This window comes from Halobacterium wangiae (genome assembly GCF_021249345.1).
In the GTDB taxonomy this organism is placed as follows: domain Archaea; phylum Halobacteriota; class Halobacteria; order Halobacteriales; family Halobacteriaceae; genus Halobacterium; species Halobacterium wangiae.
Window position 1 is genome coordinate 2,173,277 of sequence record NZ_CP089588.1, and the last position, 15,103, is coordinate 2,188,379.

The 15,103-nt window shown below is 68.8% G+C and carries 18 protein-coding genes; 8 read left to right on the plus strand and 10 right to left on the minus strand.

The genetic code is table 11. The annotated features are described in order from the left end of the window. Positions 1–82: 82 nt before the first annotated feature. The 4 genes from LT965_RS11395 to LT965_RS11410 form a co-directional block, all read right to left on the minus strand. Positions 83–514 carry a TRAM domain-containing protein gene (locus LT965_RS11395; protein WP_232700922.1) on the minus strand — a complete coding sequence of 144 codons (432 nt, stop codon included), beginning with the start codon at positions 512–514 and terminating at the stop codon, positions 83–85. Positions 515–598: 84 nt separating this feature from the next. Beyond that, positions 599–1,273: a YkgJ family cysteine cluster protein gene (locus tag LT965_RS11400; RefSeq protein ID WP_232700923.1), complete on the minus strand. Its 675-nt coding sequence runs from the start codon at positions 1,271–1,273 to the stop codon at positions 599–601. Between the two features lie 145 nt (positions 1,274–1,418). Continuing rightward, entirely contained in the window at positions 1,419–2,186 is a 768-nt protein-coding gene (locus LT965_RS11405) for an MBL fold metallo-hydrolase (RefSeq protein ID WP_232700924.1), read from the minus strand. Between the two features lie 37 nt (positions 2,187–2,223). Continuing rightward, positions 2,224–2,490, minus strand: coding sequence for a MarR family transcriptional regulator (locus LT965_RS11410; protein WP_232700925.1), 267 nt, complete (start codon positions 2,488–2,490; stop codon positions 2,224–2,226). A 142-nt stretch (positions 2,491–2,632) separates the two neighbouring features. Here LT965_RS11410 and LT965_RS11415 point away from each other — a divergent pair, with 142 nt between their 5' ends. Beyond that, positions 2,633–3,025, plus strand: a complete 393-nt coding sequence (locus tag LT965_RS11415) for a PPOX class F420-dependent oxidoreductase (RefSeq protein WP_232700926.1) — start codon at positions 2,633–2,635, stop codon at positions 3,023–3,025. 36 nt (positions 3,026–3,061) lie between these two features. Here the strand turns inward: LT965_RS11415 and LT965_RS16590 are convergent, their stop codons facing one another. Beyond that, positions 3,062–3,196, minus strand: coding sequence for a hypothetical protein (locus LT965_RS16590; protein WP_269782635.1), 135 nt, complete (start codon positions 3,194–3,196; stop codon positions 3,062–3,064). A gap of 88 nt (positions 3,197–3,284) precedes the next feature. On the opposite strand from LT965_RS16590, the gene LT965_RS11420 reads away from it, so the two are divergent. Both LT965_RS11420 and LT965_RS11425 read left to right on the plus strand, forming a co-directional pair. Beyond that, positions 3,285–3,989 carry a class I SAM-dependent methyltransferase gene (locus LT965_RS11420; protein WP_232700927.1) on the plus strand — a complete coding sequence of 235 codons (705 nt, stop codon included), beginning with the start codon at positions 3,285–3,287 and terminating at the stop codon, positions 3,987–3,989. 73 nt (positions 3,990–4,062) lie between these two features. Next, positions 4,063–4,983 (plus strand): glycosyltransferase family 2 protein, encoded by a 921-nt coding sequence (locus LT965_RS11425; protein WP_232700928.1) that lies wholly within the window; start codon positions 4,063–4,065, stop codon positions 4,981–4,983. Between the two features lie 25 nt (positions 4,984–5,008). On the opposite strand, the gene LT965_RS11430 is transcribed toward LT965_RS11425, so the two are convergent. Next, positions 5,009–5,827 (minus strand): amidohydrolase family protein, encoded by an 819-nt coding sequence (locus LT965_RS11430; RefSeq protein WP_232700929.1) that lies wholly within the window; start codon positions 5,825–5,827, stop codon positions 5,009–5,011. Positions 5,828–5,909: 82 nt separating this feature from the next. On the opposite strand from LT965_RS11430, the gene LT965_RS11435 reads away from it, so the two are divergent. After that, positions 5,910–6,533 (plus strand): TetR/AcrR family transcriptional regulator, encoded by a 624-nt coding sequence (locus LT965_RS11435; RefSeq protein ID WP_232700930.1) that lies wholly within the window; start codon positions 5,910–5,912, stop codon positions 6,531–6,533. Then, the gene (locus LT965_RS11440) at positions 6,533–7,852 is read left to right on the plus strand and encodes an MFS transporter (RefSeq protein WP_232700931.1); all 1,320 of its coding nucleotides are present in this window, start codon (positions 6,533–6,535) and stop codon (positions 7,850–7,852) included. The genes LT965_RS11435 and LT965_RS11440 overlap by 1 nt, the downstream gene beginning before the upstream one ends. A gap of 9 nt (positions 7,853–7,861) precedes the next feature. Here LT965_RS11440 and LT965_RS11445 read toward each other — a convergent pair whose 3' ends face one another. The 4 genes from LT965_RS11445 to LT965_RS11460 form a co-directional block, all read right to left on the minus strand. After that, complete coding sequence (locus tag LT965_RS11445) at positions 7,862–8,488, minus strand: trimeric intracellular cation channel family protein (protein WP_232700932.1); 627 nt, start codon at positions 8,486–8,488, stop codon at positions 7,862–7,864. Next, complete coding sequence (locus tag LT965_RS11450) at positions 8,482–9,237, minus strand: SAM hydrolase/SAM-dependent halogenase family protein (protein WP_232700933.1); 756 nt, start codon at positions 9,235–9,237, stop codon at positions 8,482–8,484. The genes LT965_RS11445 and LT965_RS11450 overlap by 7 nt, the downstream gene beginning before the upstream one ends. Before the next feature lie 97 nt (positions 9,238–9,334). Continuing rightward, positions 9,335–9,949, minus strand: coding sequence for a methyltransferase domain-containing protein (locus LT965_RS11455; protein WP_232700934.1), 615 nt, complete (start codon positions 9,947–9,949; stop codon positions 9,335–9,337). A gap of 124 nt (positions 9,950–10,073) precedes the next feature. Further along, a complete protein-coding gene (locus LT965_RS11460) occupies positions 10,074–10,607 on the minus strand; it encodes a nicotinamide-nucleotide adenylyltransferase (RefSeq protein WP_232700935.1) in 534 nt (177 codons plus the stop codon). Positions 10,608–10,807: 200 nt separating this feature from the next. On the opposite strand from LT965_RS11460, the gene lonB reads away from it, so the two are divergent. The 3 genes from lonB to LT965_RS11475 all read left to right on the plus strand — a co-directional run bounded on the left by lonB (position 10,808) and on the right by LT965_RS11475 (position 15,102). Next, the gene (lonB, locus tag LT965_RS11465; RefSeq protein WP_232700936.1) at positions 10,808–12,859 is read left to right on the plus strand and encodes an ATP-dependent protease LonB; all 2,052 of its coding nucleotides are present in this window, start codon (positions 10,808–10,810) and stop codon (positions 12,857–12,859) included. A gap of 314 nt (positions 12,860–13,173) precedes the next feature. Continuing rightward, the gene (locus LT965_RS11470) at positions 13,174–14,394 is read left to right on the plus strand and encodes an MFS transporter (RefSeq protein ID WP_232700937.1); all 1,221 of its coding nucleotides are present in this window, start codon (positions 13,174–13,176) and stop codon (positions 14,392–14,394) included. Positions 14,395–14,433: 39 nt separating this feature from the next. Continuing rightward, positions 14,434–15,102 carry a CPBP family intramembrane glutamic endopeptidase gene (locus LT965_RS11475; RefSeq protein WP_232700938.1) on the plus strand — a complete coding sequence of 223 codons (669 nt, stop codon included), beginning with the start codon at positions 14,434–14,436 and terminating at the stop codon, positions 15,100–15,102. The last annotated feature ends 1 nt before the right edge of the window (position 15,103 follow it).

The following is a 15,103-nucleotide window of genomic DNA, read 5'->3' on the forward strand; positions in this document are numbered from 1 at the left end:
CCGCTCGCGGGAGCGTTTCGCTCGCGGAGGAGACGGTCGGCCCGGCGGCGGGCCCTCGCTGGTGACGCTCACCGCCGGGGGTTCAGTACGTCTCGTCGATGATCTCGCCGACCGCGAAGTTCGACTTCACTTCCGTCACCTCGACTTTCACGCGCTCGCCGATCTCGGCGTCGGGGACGATGATGACGTAGCCGCGCTCGACGCGCGCGATGCCGTCGCCCTGCTTGCCGATGTCCTCGATCTCCACGTAGCGAACCTCGCCCTGCTCGACCGGGGGCTGTGGCTCCGTGGACGTCGTGTCGGCGCCGGACGAGGAAGACGAGGAGGACGAGGACGAAGCGGTCGAGGTGGAGTCCTCGCTCTCGGTCCGCGAGATGAGTGCGACGCGATACACCTCACCCGGGTCCACGGACCCGGCCTCGATCTCGCTGCGTGGCACCTCGACGACGTACTCGTCGTCTTTCACAGTCACTTCCGCGTTGAACAGACAGAGTAGCTGGTCAGAGATTTCCATGTCGAAGCCTCTACTGAAGCGTGTTGGGCCCGTGACTTAATCGTTGTCACGAGTTAGCTCGTTCCTCGACCCCGCGCCGTCCCGCTACGAGCCCCCCTGGCCGCCGTACTCGGTGCCGTCGGGTCGCTTCGCGCCCTCGGAGTCGTGGATCACCGCCTCGCCGGGCACAGGGTTGGCGGGTTCGAAGTTGTCCCGGACCGCGATGGCCTCCTCCAGTTCCCGTACGGCGCGCTCCTTCAGCGCGGCGGCCAGTGACTCCGCGTCCGCCCGCGAGATGTCCCGCCCCAGCCCTTCGCACTCGTGGGCACGGACCATCCCTGCTTCGTCGACTGCCTCGCCCATCGGCTGGCTGGTGCCGCCGAGCGCGACGCTGAACGGGTACGTCTCGCAGATGAGCGGTCGGCTGTCGTGGACCGTACACGCCCCCCTCCCGTCGTCGTCCTCTTCGTAGAAGGTGCAGTCTCCACACGAGTTGGTCTGGAGCGCCCACTCGAACGTCTCCCCGCTCCCGTCCTCGTCGAGGCCGTACGGCATCGGGCGCGCGACGTCTCGCCAATCGCGTTCGTCATCGCCCTCGCTCGAACTCTGCAGTTCCCGGACCTCGTCCGGGAAGACGGTCGCCGTGTGCGGGTCGTCTTCCTCACTCTTGCAGCAAGCGCCACAGCGAGTACACTCGAAGCCGATGGTCTCGATGGCGTCCGCGAGCTCGTCGACCGCGAGGTCGCTGGCGCGGTCCAGTTCGGCTTCGAGGTCGTTCACACTCCGGGTGACGGGACGGATACGCAAAAGCGACGCGTTGTGGGTGGTCGATTGAACACTCGGAAGCCCCTCCCGCTGGCGGTCGGCCCCTTCCAAAGTCCCGCCCGTCTACCGGAAAGTCGAGTGAGTGAAGCCCGGCAGTTGGTCAGTCTTCGACTGGACCGGCGTGCGCACCGTCCCACTCGACACGCCCCTCGACGGCGAGTTTGTCGAGGTGTGCGCGGACGGTCTGGCCAGCGAGGTCACGGACTCCCGAGAGGTCCTTGTCGTAGGCTGCGTCGAGGATTGCTTCGACCGTCTCGGCGCCCACCTCGACGGCCGCGAGGACGCGGCGCTCGCGCTCGCGGCGGTGGTCGTAGAGCGCTGCGAGGCGCTCGCGTGGTGACTCGACGACGGGTCCGTGACCGGGGTGGAGGCGGTCGAAGTTCCGGGCGTACGCACAGCGGAGCGAGGCGAGGTAGGCGCGCATGTCGCCGTCGGTGGCGCCGACGAACACGCTCCCGTCGGCGAACACGAGGTCGCCCGTGACCGCCTCGCGGCCCTCGACGAACGCCACGTGGTCGGGCGCGTGGCCGGGCGTGTCGAACACCGTGACCCCGGTGTCGCCGAGTTCGTCGCCGGGCCGGAACACGCGGTCGGCGGCGACGCCGGTCGCGCGCTCGAAGCGGTCGGCGAAGGCGGCGTGGGCCCACACCGTCGCGTCGGTCTCGGCGGCGTACTCCGCGACGGCACCGACGTGGTCCGGGTGCGCGTGCGTGACCGCGACGTGGTCGACGTCCGCTACGGCGGCGTCGAGGGCGGGCGTGCGTCTCGCGGGGTCGACGAGGAGTCGTCGCGGACTACCGAGGAGGTAGGCGTTCGTCTCCCCCTGGGGCGCACGCGTCTCTACTCGGACGGGGTACTGCTCGGGCACGGGTCTGCAGAGGGACGGCGGCGGGAAAAGTGTCGCGTCAGTCCGCTAGCGAGTAGACCTGCTTGCGGGCGTCCTGGAAGCTGTAGCGGGAGTCGACCAGGTCCTCGTCGTCGAGGCGGTTGAGTGCGTAGCGGACGGTGCGGTCGGGCAGCAGCGACTCGTCGGCGAGCTGACCCTGGGAGAGGGGGGCGTCGATCTCGAGGACCTTCGCGACGAGCTTGGCGCTCGGGGGGAGGTCGCGGAGGCGCTCGCGGAACTCGTCGTCGTCCTCTGGTGGCTGGCTGTTCTTGGTGGACGTGCTCATGGAACTCCATCACATACTGGTGAAGGTAAAGGTTGTCTACCCCTGCGACTAAATACCTAATATAGTATTAGGGCGCAGGTGCCGCGCAGCGGCGACGTACGGCGACCCTACGTTTTAGACCTATTCGGCCTAACGTCTCGGTATGGCGTCGATTCCAGCGGAGTACCACGACCTCTTCGAGAAGCGCTCGTTCCTCAGCTTCGGCACGCTCTCCCCGGACGGCAAACCCCACGTCACGCCCGTCTGGGTGGACTACGACGGCGAGCACGTGCTGGTGAACACCGCCAGGGGCCGCCGGAAGGAACAGAACCTCCAGCAGGACGAGCGCGTCGGGGGTTGCATCCTCGACCCCGACGACCCCTACCGGTACGTCGGCTTCCAGGGGGAGGTCGCGGAGATCACGACCGAGGGCGCCGTCGACCACATCGACGAACTCGCCGCACGCTACTTCGACGTCGACGAGTACCCACACCACGGCGAGGAGGACGGCGAGCGGGTGCTCGTGTACATCGAACCCACGCGCGTCCTCGACTGAGAGCCAGGCAGCCGCCTCACGAGCGGCGCCAGGCGCTCACCGTGTGTGCTCGTTGTAGGTGCCGAAGTGGTGCCCGCAGTCCGGGCAGTGGACGTGGTGGACGCCCTCGCGGTTGTGTCGGGTCAGGTCCTCGAGGTCGAACTCCCCGTCACAGTGGGGGCAGGTCGGCATACGTCACGGTACGCCGCCACCGGGCAAAGTCGTTCCGCGGTTTCCAGTACGGTTTTAACGGCCCCCGCACGATGTGGGCGTGAGAAGCGTGAAGGGACAGGAGTGGTACCAGGCCACCGAGGTCGCCGAGGAGTACGACGAGAAACGGTTCTCTCGCGGTGGCCGGCTCATCGACCGCCGCGAGAAGCAAGCAGTGCTCGACGCGCTCGGGCCCGTCGAGGACAAACGTGTCCTCGAGATCGCCTGCGGCACCGGACGGTTCACCGTGATGCTCGCCGAGCGCGGCGCCGACATCACGGGACTCGACATCTCGGGGCCGATGCTCCAGGAGGGCCGCCAGAAGGCAAAGCAGTCGGGAGTCGACGACCACCTCGAGTTCATGCGGGGGGACGCCGCCCGCCTGCCGTTCCCGGACGACCACTTCGACGCCGTCTTCGCCATGCGATTCTTCCACCTGGCGGACACGCCGGCGAAGTTCCTGACGGAGATGGCGAGAGTCGCGAAAGACCAGGTGTTCTTCGACACGTTCAACCGGTTCAGCACGCGCTCGCTGTACAACTGGCTGCTCCCGATGGGGTCGCGACTCTACGGGAGCAGCGAGGTCGACGGACTCGTCGAGGGTGCGGGCCTCCACCTCGCGGACTCCGAGCACGACTTCGTCGTGCCGTACGGCTTCTACCGGGCGGTCCCCGACTGGGTCGCGGGTCCGTTCCGGAAGGGCGACACCGCCATCGGCCGGACGCCACTGGGTCGACCGCTCGCCTCGGTCTCCTACTGGGACGCCCGAGTGTAGCCGGGACGCGGCCTCGATATCGGGGCTATCGGAACCCGGGACGTTTTTACCACCGCCGAGAGTGAACGGAACTATGGATATCTCGGTAGTGGTGCCCACACTCAACGGGCGCGACGCGCTCACTGCGTCTCTCGACGCGCTCGCGACCCACGCACCCGACGCCGAGGTCGTCGTCGTCAACGGGCCGTCCGTGGACGGTACGTCGGGGATGGCCCGTGCTCACGAGGCAGTCGACGTGCTCCTGGAGCTCTCCGAGCGGAACCTCAACGCCTCACGGAACGCGGGCATCGCGGCGGTCAGCGGCGACGTGGTCGCGTTCGTCGGCCAGGACACCCGGATCCGGGACGGCTGGGTGGGGGCCGTACTGGACGCGATCGCCGACGGCGCGGACGCGGTCACCGGTCCCGTCCACCGCAGTGTGGAGGGCGGCGTGACGACGGAGTCCGTCGAGCGCCGGACCGTCTGCGGCCGCGAGGTGACGTACTTCGACGGCGCGAACGTCGCGTTCACGCGCGCGGCGATCGAGGCCCTCGACGGCTTCGACGAGTACCTCCAGACCGGTGCTGCACGGGACGCTGCCCACCGCCTCGCGGGGATGGAACGGGACGTCGCCTGGGCGCGGGACACCGTCGTGCTCCGCGAGGAGAAAGACGACATCGTCCACCGACTCCCGGAGGACCCCGAGGAGTCCGCGTGGGGGCTGAAGTACCGCGCGCTCGCCTACCGACTCGTGAAGAACTACGGGATGGGCGTCCGCATCGCGGCCCGGGTCGTCCGGCACGCCGTCGGCGACGCGCTCTCTGTCGGCGCCGACGTGGCCCGCGGGAACGCCAAACTGACCGAGTGGGCCGCCGCGGGCGCCGCCGTCGTTCCGAACATCTGGCGGGGCAGCCAGGACGGCCTCTCCGCACGGATGGCCGACCGGAGCCCGCGGCGGAACCCGAACGGCGTCTCCGCGCGGATGGACCGCGCGGTGGCGCGCTACGACAGGTAGAACAGACGCACTCCGTCGACCGGTCTCACTCCCGGTCGAGGCCGGGGATCACCCGGACCGGGTTCTTCCCGAACACCTTCGTCATCGCGTCCTCCGTCACGTCGAGCGTGAGCACCTCCATCACCGCGACGTTCGGGTGGACGGCGGGCGCGCCGCTCCCGAACAGCACGCGGTCGGGGTGTTCGACGATGGCGCGTTCGAGCAGTTCGCGGTACCGTACGGCCGCCGTGTCGAGGTACAGTTCCTCGTGGGTCTCCAGCATCGCGACGGCCTCGTGCATGAGCGAGCGGTCGAGTGGGTGGCCGCCGAAGTGCGCGAGGACGACGGGGAACTCCCGGCCGAGCAGCGTCTCCTCGAGCGCGCTCGGTGGGAACCCGCGGCCACCGTGGACGAGCACGGGCAGGCCCACGTCGTCCATCACGTCGAGCACGTCGTCGTCCGGGAGGCCGTCCTGGATCGGGTCGAGTTTGAAGCCGTGGAAGCGGTCGTCGTAGGCGTACTGCTCGATGTCCTCGGGCGATGTCTGCCACTCGTGGCGCGACGACCGGAGGTTCCGCAGTTTCGAGGTGGCGCCGTCGCCGGGGTCGCGGGGGCCGTCGATGCGGGCGAACGCGATAAACGGGCGCTGGGCGGCCTGGCGCGCGACGGCGTTGTTCGCCCGGAGGTACCCCTGTTCGCCCTTCTGTGGGCCGGGGAACACGACGGCGCGGACGATACCGGACTGGTGCATCTCCCGTTCCAGGTCCTCCGCGTCGATGGTGTTGCCGCGCACGGGCCGCCCCGGTCCGGCGTGGAGTCGCACGTGGGCGTCCACGACGCGGAACCCGTGCTCCAGTTCGAGCATGGGCCTACGTTGCCGGCCGGGTATTTCGATTTGACGGTGGGAGGGAAACGCTTATGAGAATTTGATTGAGTACTCAATCAACATGAGCGACGAACGCACCGACACGGAGCGCGAACTGATGGCCGCGACCGGCGCCGCGCTCGCCGAACACGGCGTCGCGGGCGTCACGACCCAGAAGATCGCCGACGAGTGGGGGCGCGCACAGTCCCTCGTCCACTACTACTACGACACCAAGGAGGACCTCATCGTCGCGTACGTCGAGGCGCTGCACGAACGGATGGCCGACGAGTACGCCGAGATGGCCGACGACCCGCCGCTCGACCGCCTGGAGTGGTCTCTGGTCGGCGGCATCGACTACCACCCCGATGGCTCCGAGCAGGTGAATGCGCTGTACGACCTCCACGGCGAGGCCCCGCACAACGAGCGCTACCGCGCCGCACTGGACGACTTCGAGGACGCCGGACGCAGGTTCCTCGAGACCGCTATCCGGGACGGCGTCGAAGAGGGCACGTTCCGCGGCGTCGACCCGGAGGCTGCGGCGACGTTCCTCCTCTCTGCGAGCGACGGCGTGCTCCTCCGCACCGTCTCCCTCCGCCGAGCCGACGACGCACCACTGTTCCGCGCCGGCGCCGAACGTTACGTCGACGAGGTGCTGCTCACCGACGAGGCGCGAGAGGCCTGGGACGGCTTCGCGGAGGGCGACTGATGGCGCTCCGACGCACCCTCTCCCACCGCCCCTTCCGCCGGCTTTGGTTCGGCCAGCTCGCCTCCCGCATCGGCGACAGCGTCCACGAGATCGCGCTCATCTGGGTGGTCTACGAGGTGACCGGCGACCCGACGCTGCTGTCGCTGACGTTCGCCGCGAGTTTCGTCCCGACAGTCCTGCTGTCGCTGCCCGCGGGCGCCGTCGTGGACCGCGTCAACCGGAAGTACGTGCTCGTCGGCTCCGACCTCCTGCGGGCGGCCACGGTGCTCGTCATCCCGTTCGTCGGCCGCGGCCCGCTGCTGGTGCCGACCGTGCTCTCCGTCGCGTTCGTCACCGGCGTCGCGGACGCCGTCGACGGCCCCGCGCGCGGCGCGTTCGTCCCCCGACTCGTCCCGGAGGCGGACCTCGACGGAGCGAACTCGCTGATCGGCATGACCTCCTCGCTCTCCCAGGTCCTGTTCGCCGCGGGCGGCGTCGTCGTCGCCGCGTTCGGTTCGTTCGCGGCGTTCTACGTGGACGCCGGGACGTTCCTCGTCTCCGCACTGTTCGTCGCCACCATCTCGAGCGAGCACGGCGTCCCCGACCGCGAGGGGGACGCCGAGGGCCTCGGCGCGGTCGCCCGGAACGGCGCCTCGCGGATGGCGCGGGACGTGCGGTCGGTCCTCGGGTTCGTCCGGGAGCGCCCCGTCCTCCGGAACGTGCTCGCGCTGGGCGTCGTGCTCCAGTTCGCCGTCGCGCCGGTGAACGTCGCACTCCCCGTCTACGCGCCCCGACTCCCCATCTCCGACAGCGTCGCGCTCGGCGTCCTCTACTCGGCGTTCTTCACGGGGATGACCGCGGGGATGGTCGGCATCGGTCGCTTCGACGACGCCGTCGACGCCGTCCGCGGCCGCGTCATCGTCGCCGGCATGCTCGCGTTCGGCGTCTGCCTCGCGGCTGGTGTCGTCGTCGCGCCCGACTCGCTGCTCGTCGTCGCTGCCGTCGTCGGGCTGTTCGCGGTCGCGGGCCTCGGGTTCGCGGCTGCCACCGCTCCTCGGGTGACTCTCGCCCAGCTCCTCGTCCCCGACCAGCGTCGCGGCCGCTACACTGCCGTCGCGAACACGCTCGGGTCCGGCGCGTTCGTCGTCGGCCTCCTCGTCACGGGCCCGCTGGTCGGCCTCGTCGGGGCCCGGGTGACGCTGGTCGGCGTCGGGGTCGCGGCCGTGGCCAGCGGCGTCGTGGTCGCCTTCCTGCCGCTCGGTCACGTCCAGGACGCCGTCGGAACGAACGAGACTGCCGACGAGTCGGCCCCCGGCTCCGCAGCGGACTCCGGCGACTGACGCCCGTCCTCAGGACTCGGCGCTGAGCCGCACCGTCGGCAGACGCCAGTTCCCGCGGATGGCGAGCAGGCGGAGGCCGAGGGTCGAACCCGCGCACGCGGCCGCGGCGACCGCAGTGCTCTGGTCGGCGGCGACGACCACCCAGAACGCGACACTCCCGGCGACCGCACAGGTCGCGTAGAAGTCGTCCGCGAGTACGAAGGGCACGCGCTGGAGCAGGAGGTCCGAGACGAGGCCACCACCGACGCCGGTGACGGTCGCGAGGACGACCACGCCGAACGGGGAGACGCCGGCCTCGTGGCCGACGAGCGCCCCGGTCGTGGCGAACGCCGCGAGGCCGATGGCGTCCGGCACGACGACGGCGGGGTGGTCGAGGAGCGTGGTGCCGACGCGGCGAGCGAGCAACACGGCGAGCGCGACCCCGAGCAGCGCGAACGACACGTCCGCCGTGGACTGGAGCATCGCGGGGACGCGGCCGACCAGCACGTCGCGGGTCGCACCACCGCCGAGCGCCGTCAGCACGCCGAGTACGCCGACGCCGAGCACGTCGAACTCCGCCTCGACGGCCTTCAGCGAGCCGACGATAGCGAACGCGACGAGGCCCACGGCGTTCATCGCCTCGAACGCCGTCACCATGCGAGTGCCACCGTGCTCCCGGGTTCGACGCCGAACGCGTTGTCGCCCCGGCCGCGGTTCACCGCGAGTTCGACGTTGCCGTGGCTGCCGACCGTGAGGAGGCGCTCGCCGCGCTCGACAGCCGCGTACGTCCGTTCGACGGCGACGCGCTCGTCGTTCACGCTCGCGGTGTCGCCGAACCGGTCCGCGACGACGCGACCCGGGACGTTCGTGATGGCGTTCCCGAAGCCGTCGACGACCAGCACCTCGCCGCGGAGTACGTCGCCTGCGAGGTCCGGGTCGGGGAACGCGAGCGTCTCGTAGTCGTCCGTGGGCTCGTAGTCGCCGTACTCGTGGAACGTGTCGACGCCGCGCTCGTGGACGTCGGCCGCCGCGGGCGCGAAGACGTCCCGGCCGTGGAACGTCGAACTCGCGGGGTCCTCGACGGCGACCTCGAACACCTCGACGTCCTCGGCTATCTCTCGTGCCGCGGGTATCGCCACCCCGTTGTCGGGCGCGACGACCGCGTGGCGACCCGCCCGGACCACCACCGCCGCACGGTCGGTGCCGACCCCCGGGTCCACGACGACCAGGTGGACCGCCCGCGGGAAGTACGGCAGCACCTCGCGGAGCCAGAACGCCGCCGCGCGCACGTCCTGTCGCGGGAAGTCGTGGGCCACGTCCACGAGACGAGCGTCCGTCGACTGGAGGAGGACGCCCTTCATCGCCGCCGGATACGGCGACCCGAAGTCGGAACTCAGCGTTATCACGGTGCCGCGTTAGTCGCCCAGGTGTGAAAACTGCTCGCTCCGGCTAACCGACCAGCCGGCCAGTAGCACCGACGGTGCCAGAGCAGCACCGACGGGGTCAGTTCGGTTTCCGTGCGTACAGAATCTCCGCCGCGTGCTGGTGGGTCTCGCCGCCAGACTCGTCGTCGAAGACGATCGCTGTCTCCTCGATGACGTCCCAATCTTCGTAGTACGCAGCCAGTTCACCCTGCGCGTAGGCGTGTTCGTTCTCCGTCCAGTCGGGCGCCGTCGGAACCTCGGGGTGGTCGACGAACGCGAAGATCGCGTGAACCCCACCGGCCGTCGTCTGCTCCTTGAAGCGGCCGAACTGTCGCTCCCGATTCCCGGGGCGGATGTACTGAACCGCGCCGGCCGAGTAGACCACGTCGACGGCTTCCGGGAGCGTGGCGTCGTTCGCGTCCGCTTCGACCGTCTGGAGTGTCACTCCCCGGCGGTCCGCGAGCCGTCGGGCCTTCGCCAGGCCGCTGGGAGACACCTCCATCGCGTAGACGTTCCACCCCTGTTCGGCGAAGAACACCGCGTCCCGGCCCTCGCCCGCTCCGACGTCGACTGCCGTGACGGTGTCACTCGTCTCCGGAGCGAGCGCTACCGTCTGTTCGGCCATCTCGTTCGGTTCCGTCCCCCAGTAGTACGCCTCCCGTCCGTAGACCTGCTCTCGTTCCTCGAACTCCATACGTCGGCTGTCCGTGCGAGTGGGCTAAGCACTTCGATTGGTCCACAGTCGAACTCACGTGTTCGAATCTCCGCAGGAGTCGAGCGGTGGGCCGTTCGGGTGTCACGCCGTCGCCTGTGCGTTGCTACGCTGGGTACGGGTCCTCGCCGTTCGAGTCCGAGTCGCTGACCTTCTGGATGCGTTCGATGCCGTCGATCTCCTTGATGACGTTCGCGACCGTCCCCGGAACCAGGCTCTCCCAGTCGTCGTCCTCGGCCATCCGGCGGCGTATCTCCGTGCCTTCGAGGACCCCTCTGTCGAACATCGGCGACTGACGGACCTCGATGCCGGCCTCGTTGAACAGGCGGATGACCAGCGGGTTGTTCGAGTACGCCACGTCGAAGCGCGGACTCATCGACTGGACGTGGCTCACCCACACCGCGTTCCGGTCCAGGTCCTCGATGGGGACGGCGTACGTCACGAGGTCGAAGTCGACGAGGGACTTCGTGATCATCATGATGCGTTCGCCCGCGGTGAACGGGTTCCGGACGGTGTGGGAGTCGCCCGCGCTGCCGATGCCGACGACGAGTTCGTCGACCTCCGTTGCGATCTGCTCGACGACGCGGTGGTGGCCGTTGTGGTACGGCTGGAAACGTCCGATGTAGAACCCGCGAGTCATTCCTCGAGTTGACACACCACCGCTGCGACCATAAGAATGGCGAGTCCGACAGGGTTCGAGACGCGACACCCCTCTTCGCTCCAGAATCCGGAACCGCGTTATAGGGGCTGAAAGCGGAGAATACGGCCGACTCGCGGCTTCGCCGAGGGAGAAAGTATATCAGTCGCCCTCCCGTGTTTTCGACTGTCGAGATCACTTCAATGAGTAACGAATCGAGCAAGGACACGCCGCTCCACGACGACGGCCACTCCGAGGAGCCTTCGACGCCAGAGCCCGACGAGGCCCCTGGCGAACTCGAAGACCTCGGGAGCGACGTCGGCGTCGAGGGCGACCTGTCCATCAACGAGGACATCGCCGAGGACGACCTGCTCGGCGGCCTCGAAATCGACGACACGTCGAACATCGAGGTTCCCGACCGACTGGTCGATCAGGTCATCGGCCAGGAGGAGGCACGTGACATCATCCTGCGTGCCGCCAGGCAACACAGGCACGTGATGATGATCGGCTCTCCCGGGACCGGCAAGTCGCTGCTCGCGAAGGCGATGAGCCACCTCCTCCCGAAGGAGAGCCTGCAGGACGTTCTCGTCTACCACAACCCGGACGACTCCAACGAACCGAAGGTCCGGACGGTTCCCGCCGGAAAAGGCGACCAGATCGTCGACGCGCACAAGGAGGAAGCGCGCAAGCGCAACCAGATGCGGTCGTTCCTGATGTGGATCATCATCCTCATCGTCGTGGGCTACGCACTGCTGATGGTCCACCAGCCGCTGCTGGGCATCCTCGCGGCCGGCGTCATCTACCTCGTCTTCCGGTACTCCAACCGTGGCAGCGACGCCATGGTGCCGAAGCTCCTCATCAACAACGCCGACCGCAAGGTCGCGCCGTTCGAGGACGCCACCGGCGCCCACGCCGGTGCGCTGCTGGGCGACGTCCGCCACGACCCGTTCCAGTCCGGCGGCATGGAGACGCCGAGCCACGACCGCGTCGAGGCCGGCGCCATCCAGAAGGCGCACAAGGGCGTGCTGTTCATCGACGAGATCAACACGCTCGACGTCCGCAGTCAGCAGAAACTGATGACGGCCATCCAGGAGGGCGAGTTCTCCATCACCGGCCAGTCCGAGCGCTCCTCGGGCGCGATGGTGCAGACCGAACCCGTCCCCTGTGACTTCATCATGGTCGCGTCCGGCAACATGGACGCGATGGAGAACATGCACCCCGCGCTGCGCTCCCGGATTCGGGGGTACGGTTACGAGGTGTACATGGAGGACACCATCGAGGACACGCCCGCGATGCGGCGCAAGTACGCGCGCTTCGTCGCCCAGGAGGTCGAGAAGGACGGGCAGCTCCCGCCGTTCTCCCCCGAGGCCGTCCGCGAGGTCATCCTCGAGGCGAAGCGCCGCTCCGGTCGGAAGGACCACCTCACGCTGAAGCTGCGTGACCTCGGTGGTCTCGTCCGGGTCGCCGGCGACATCGCGCGTTCGCGGGACCACGAGCTCACCACGCGGGACGACGTCCTGCAGGCGAAGAAGCGCTCGCGGTCCATCGAACAGCAGGTCGCCGACGACTACATCGAGCGCCGCAGGGAGTACGAGCTGAAGGTCTCCGACGGCGAGGCGGTCGGCCGCGTCAACGGCCTCGCAGTCATGGGCGGGGACTCCGGCATCATGCTCCCTGTCATGGCCGAGATCACGCCCAAGCAGGGCGAGGGTGGCGAGGTCATCGCCACCGGTCAGCTGAAGGAGATGGCCGAGGAGGCAGTCGACAACGTCTCCGCCATCATCAAGAAGTACAGCGACCAGGACATCTCCCAGAAGGACATCCACATCCAGTTCGTCCAGACGGGCCAGGGCGGCGTCGACGGCGACTCCGCGTCCATCACGGTCGCGACCGCCGTCATCAGCGCCCTGGAGGACATCCCAGTCGCCCAGGACCTCGCGATGACGGGCAGCCTCTCCGTCCGGGGCGACGTGCTCCCGGTCGGCGGCGTCACGCACAAGATCGAGGCCGCCGCGAAGTCCGGCTGCAAGCGGGTCATCATCCCGAAGGCCAACGAGCAGGACGTGATGATCGAGGACGAGTACGAGGAGATGATCGAGGTCATCCCCGTCTCGCACATCAGCGAGGTCCTCGACGTCGCACTCGTCGGCGAACCCGAGAAGGACTCGCTGGTCGACCGCCTGAAGTCCCTCACCGGGAAGGCCCTCGAGGGCAAGGTCGACTCCGGCGCGACCGGCAACCCGAGTCCGCAGTAGTACCTTTTTCCAGCGCTCGGCGGCCTTCGGCCGCCTCGCTCGCAAAAAGCTACGCTAAAAAGTCCTCCTCCTTCCTGCCGTCAGAGCGAACTCTGACGACGTCACGTCCGCTTCGCTCACGTGACTGCCGCCCGCTTCGCTCGCGTTAGTCAGTCGCCGGCCCGCTCGCTCACTTCGGTCGCTCGCGGTGAGAGTGCTCGGACTCTCAGCACCGCTCCCGTCAGCCGGACCGTCACTTCTGCTAACGTGACGTATTGTCTACTAAAACTGGTTCTCGGGAACGGCTTTTAGCGACACCTTCGTAGCCGTACTCGATGCCGGAGTCTCGCCGCGTCGTCTGGCGCTACTACACTTACCTCGCGACGACGGCGTACGGGTTCTACCTCCCCGTGGGGCTGCTCTACCTCCAGCGGGAGTTCGGTTACGCGGTCGTCGGCCTCACGCAGGGCGTCTTCGCGTTCGCGCTACTGGCTGCCGAGATTCCCACCGGCTACCTCGGCGACCGCATCGGTCGGCGCGCGAGCCTCGCGGTGGGGAACGCGCTGTCGGCGGGCGCACTCGGCGTCTTCGTCTTCCTCGACACGCCCGCCGAGTACGTCATCCTCTACGTCGTCTGGGCCGTGGGCTGGGCGTTCCGCTCCGGGACTGAGCAGGCCTGGCTGTACGAACTCCTCCAGTCGCGCGGCGAGGACGAGGCGTACGCGCGGGTCAGCGGGCGCGGGAGCACCGTCGTGCTGCTCGTCTCGGCAGTGACGGCCGCCGCAGCGGGCGTGCTCGTCACGTACGGCTGGGAGGTGCCGCTGCTCGCGAACGCCGCGCTCTCGGCCCTCGGGGTCCCGCTCGTACTGTCGCTACCGGCGGTGTCGGGCGACGGCGACGCCCCCGCCGACGCGGACGTGTTCCGGGTCCGGGACGCGCTTCACACGCTCCGCGTGCAGGTCGGGCGACCGGAGGTTCGCTGGGTGGTCGCGTACGTCGCGCTGTTCCACGTGCTGTTCGCGGTGACACGGCCCTACGAGTCGCCCATCGCCGAGCAGGTCGGCGTCCCGGTGGCGGCGCTCGGACTGTTGTTCGCGGGGTTCAAACTCGTCTCCGCGGGCGCCGCCTCGACCGCGGGCTGGTTCCGGGACACCCTGGGAACCCGGCGCGTCTTCGCCCTGCTGATCCCCGTCTACGGGCTCGCCTACGCGACCGTCGCCCTCCTGCCGGTGCTCGTCCTGCCGGTGTTCTTCCTCAACCGGAGCGTGCAGAAGGTCGTGCGCCCGCTTCGCGACCAGTACCTCAACGACCGCCTCACCGACGTCGGCCGGGCGACAGTGCTGTCGGGGGCGTCGATGGTGCTGTCGCTCGCGTCGGGGACGGCGAATCTCGTGAGCGGGCCGCTGGTCGAACTGCTCGGTCCGTTCCGGTTCCTCGCGGCCGCTGGCGTCGTGATCGCCGGACTCGGCGGCCTGCTGTGGCTCGCCGTCTCGCCAGTTCGGACGAGTGACGGTGCGGGCGCGACCTCGCCTGCCGGCGCGGCCGAGGTGGACTGACCGCCAGTTTTCTGTCGGTGTCCCGCGTGGGTGGTCTCGATGGCGACCTACTGGGTCCCGTTCGCCGTGGTCGCGCTCGCGCTGACCGCGGTGCTCGTGGTACTCACGCGACTGTCCGCGGCGCTGTTCGACGAGGACGCGACCGACCTCACGTCGACGGAACTGCTCGTGAACACGACTGCCTCGCAGGTGACGCTAGCAGCGATGCTCCTCGTCGTGGGCTGGCTGACCGGGGTTCCAGCGGACTCGCTCGGGCTGGCGTGGTCGATCGAACTCCTGGCAGTCGGCGTTGGGACTGGTCTCGCGTTCGCCGTCGCGAACGAGGCGCTGATGCGGGTCTTCGACGCGGTCGGACTGGGCTACGACGACTCCCTGCGCGAGGCGCTCACGCCGACGACGCTCGCGGGCTGGCTGCTGTTGTTGTTCGTCGCGCTCCCCGTCGTCGCTGGCTTCGAGGAGCTACTGTTCCGCGGCGTACTGATTGGCGCGCTCTCGACTGGATTCGGCCTGTCGCCGTGGCTGCTGGGCGTTCTGTCCAGCGTCGCGTTCGGCGCGGCCCACACCGCGCAGGGCTGGGTGGGCGTCTTCGTCACGACCCTGCTGGGGCTGGTTCTCGCCGCCGTCTACGTGACGACGGGGAGTCTACTCGTCGTGTTCGTCGCCCACTACGTCATGAACGCCGTGGAGTTCGTCGTCCACGCGGACTGAC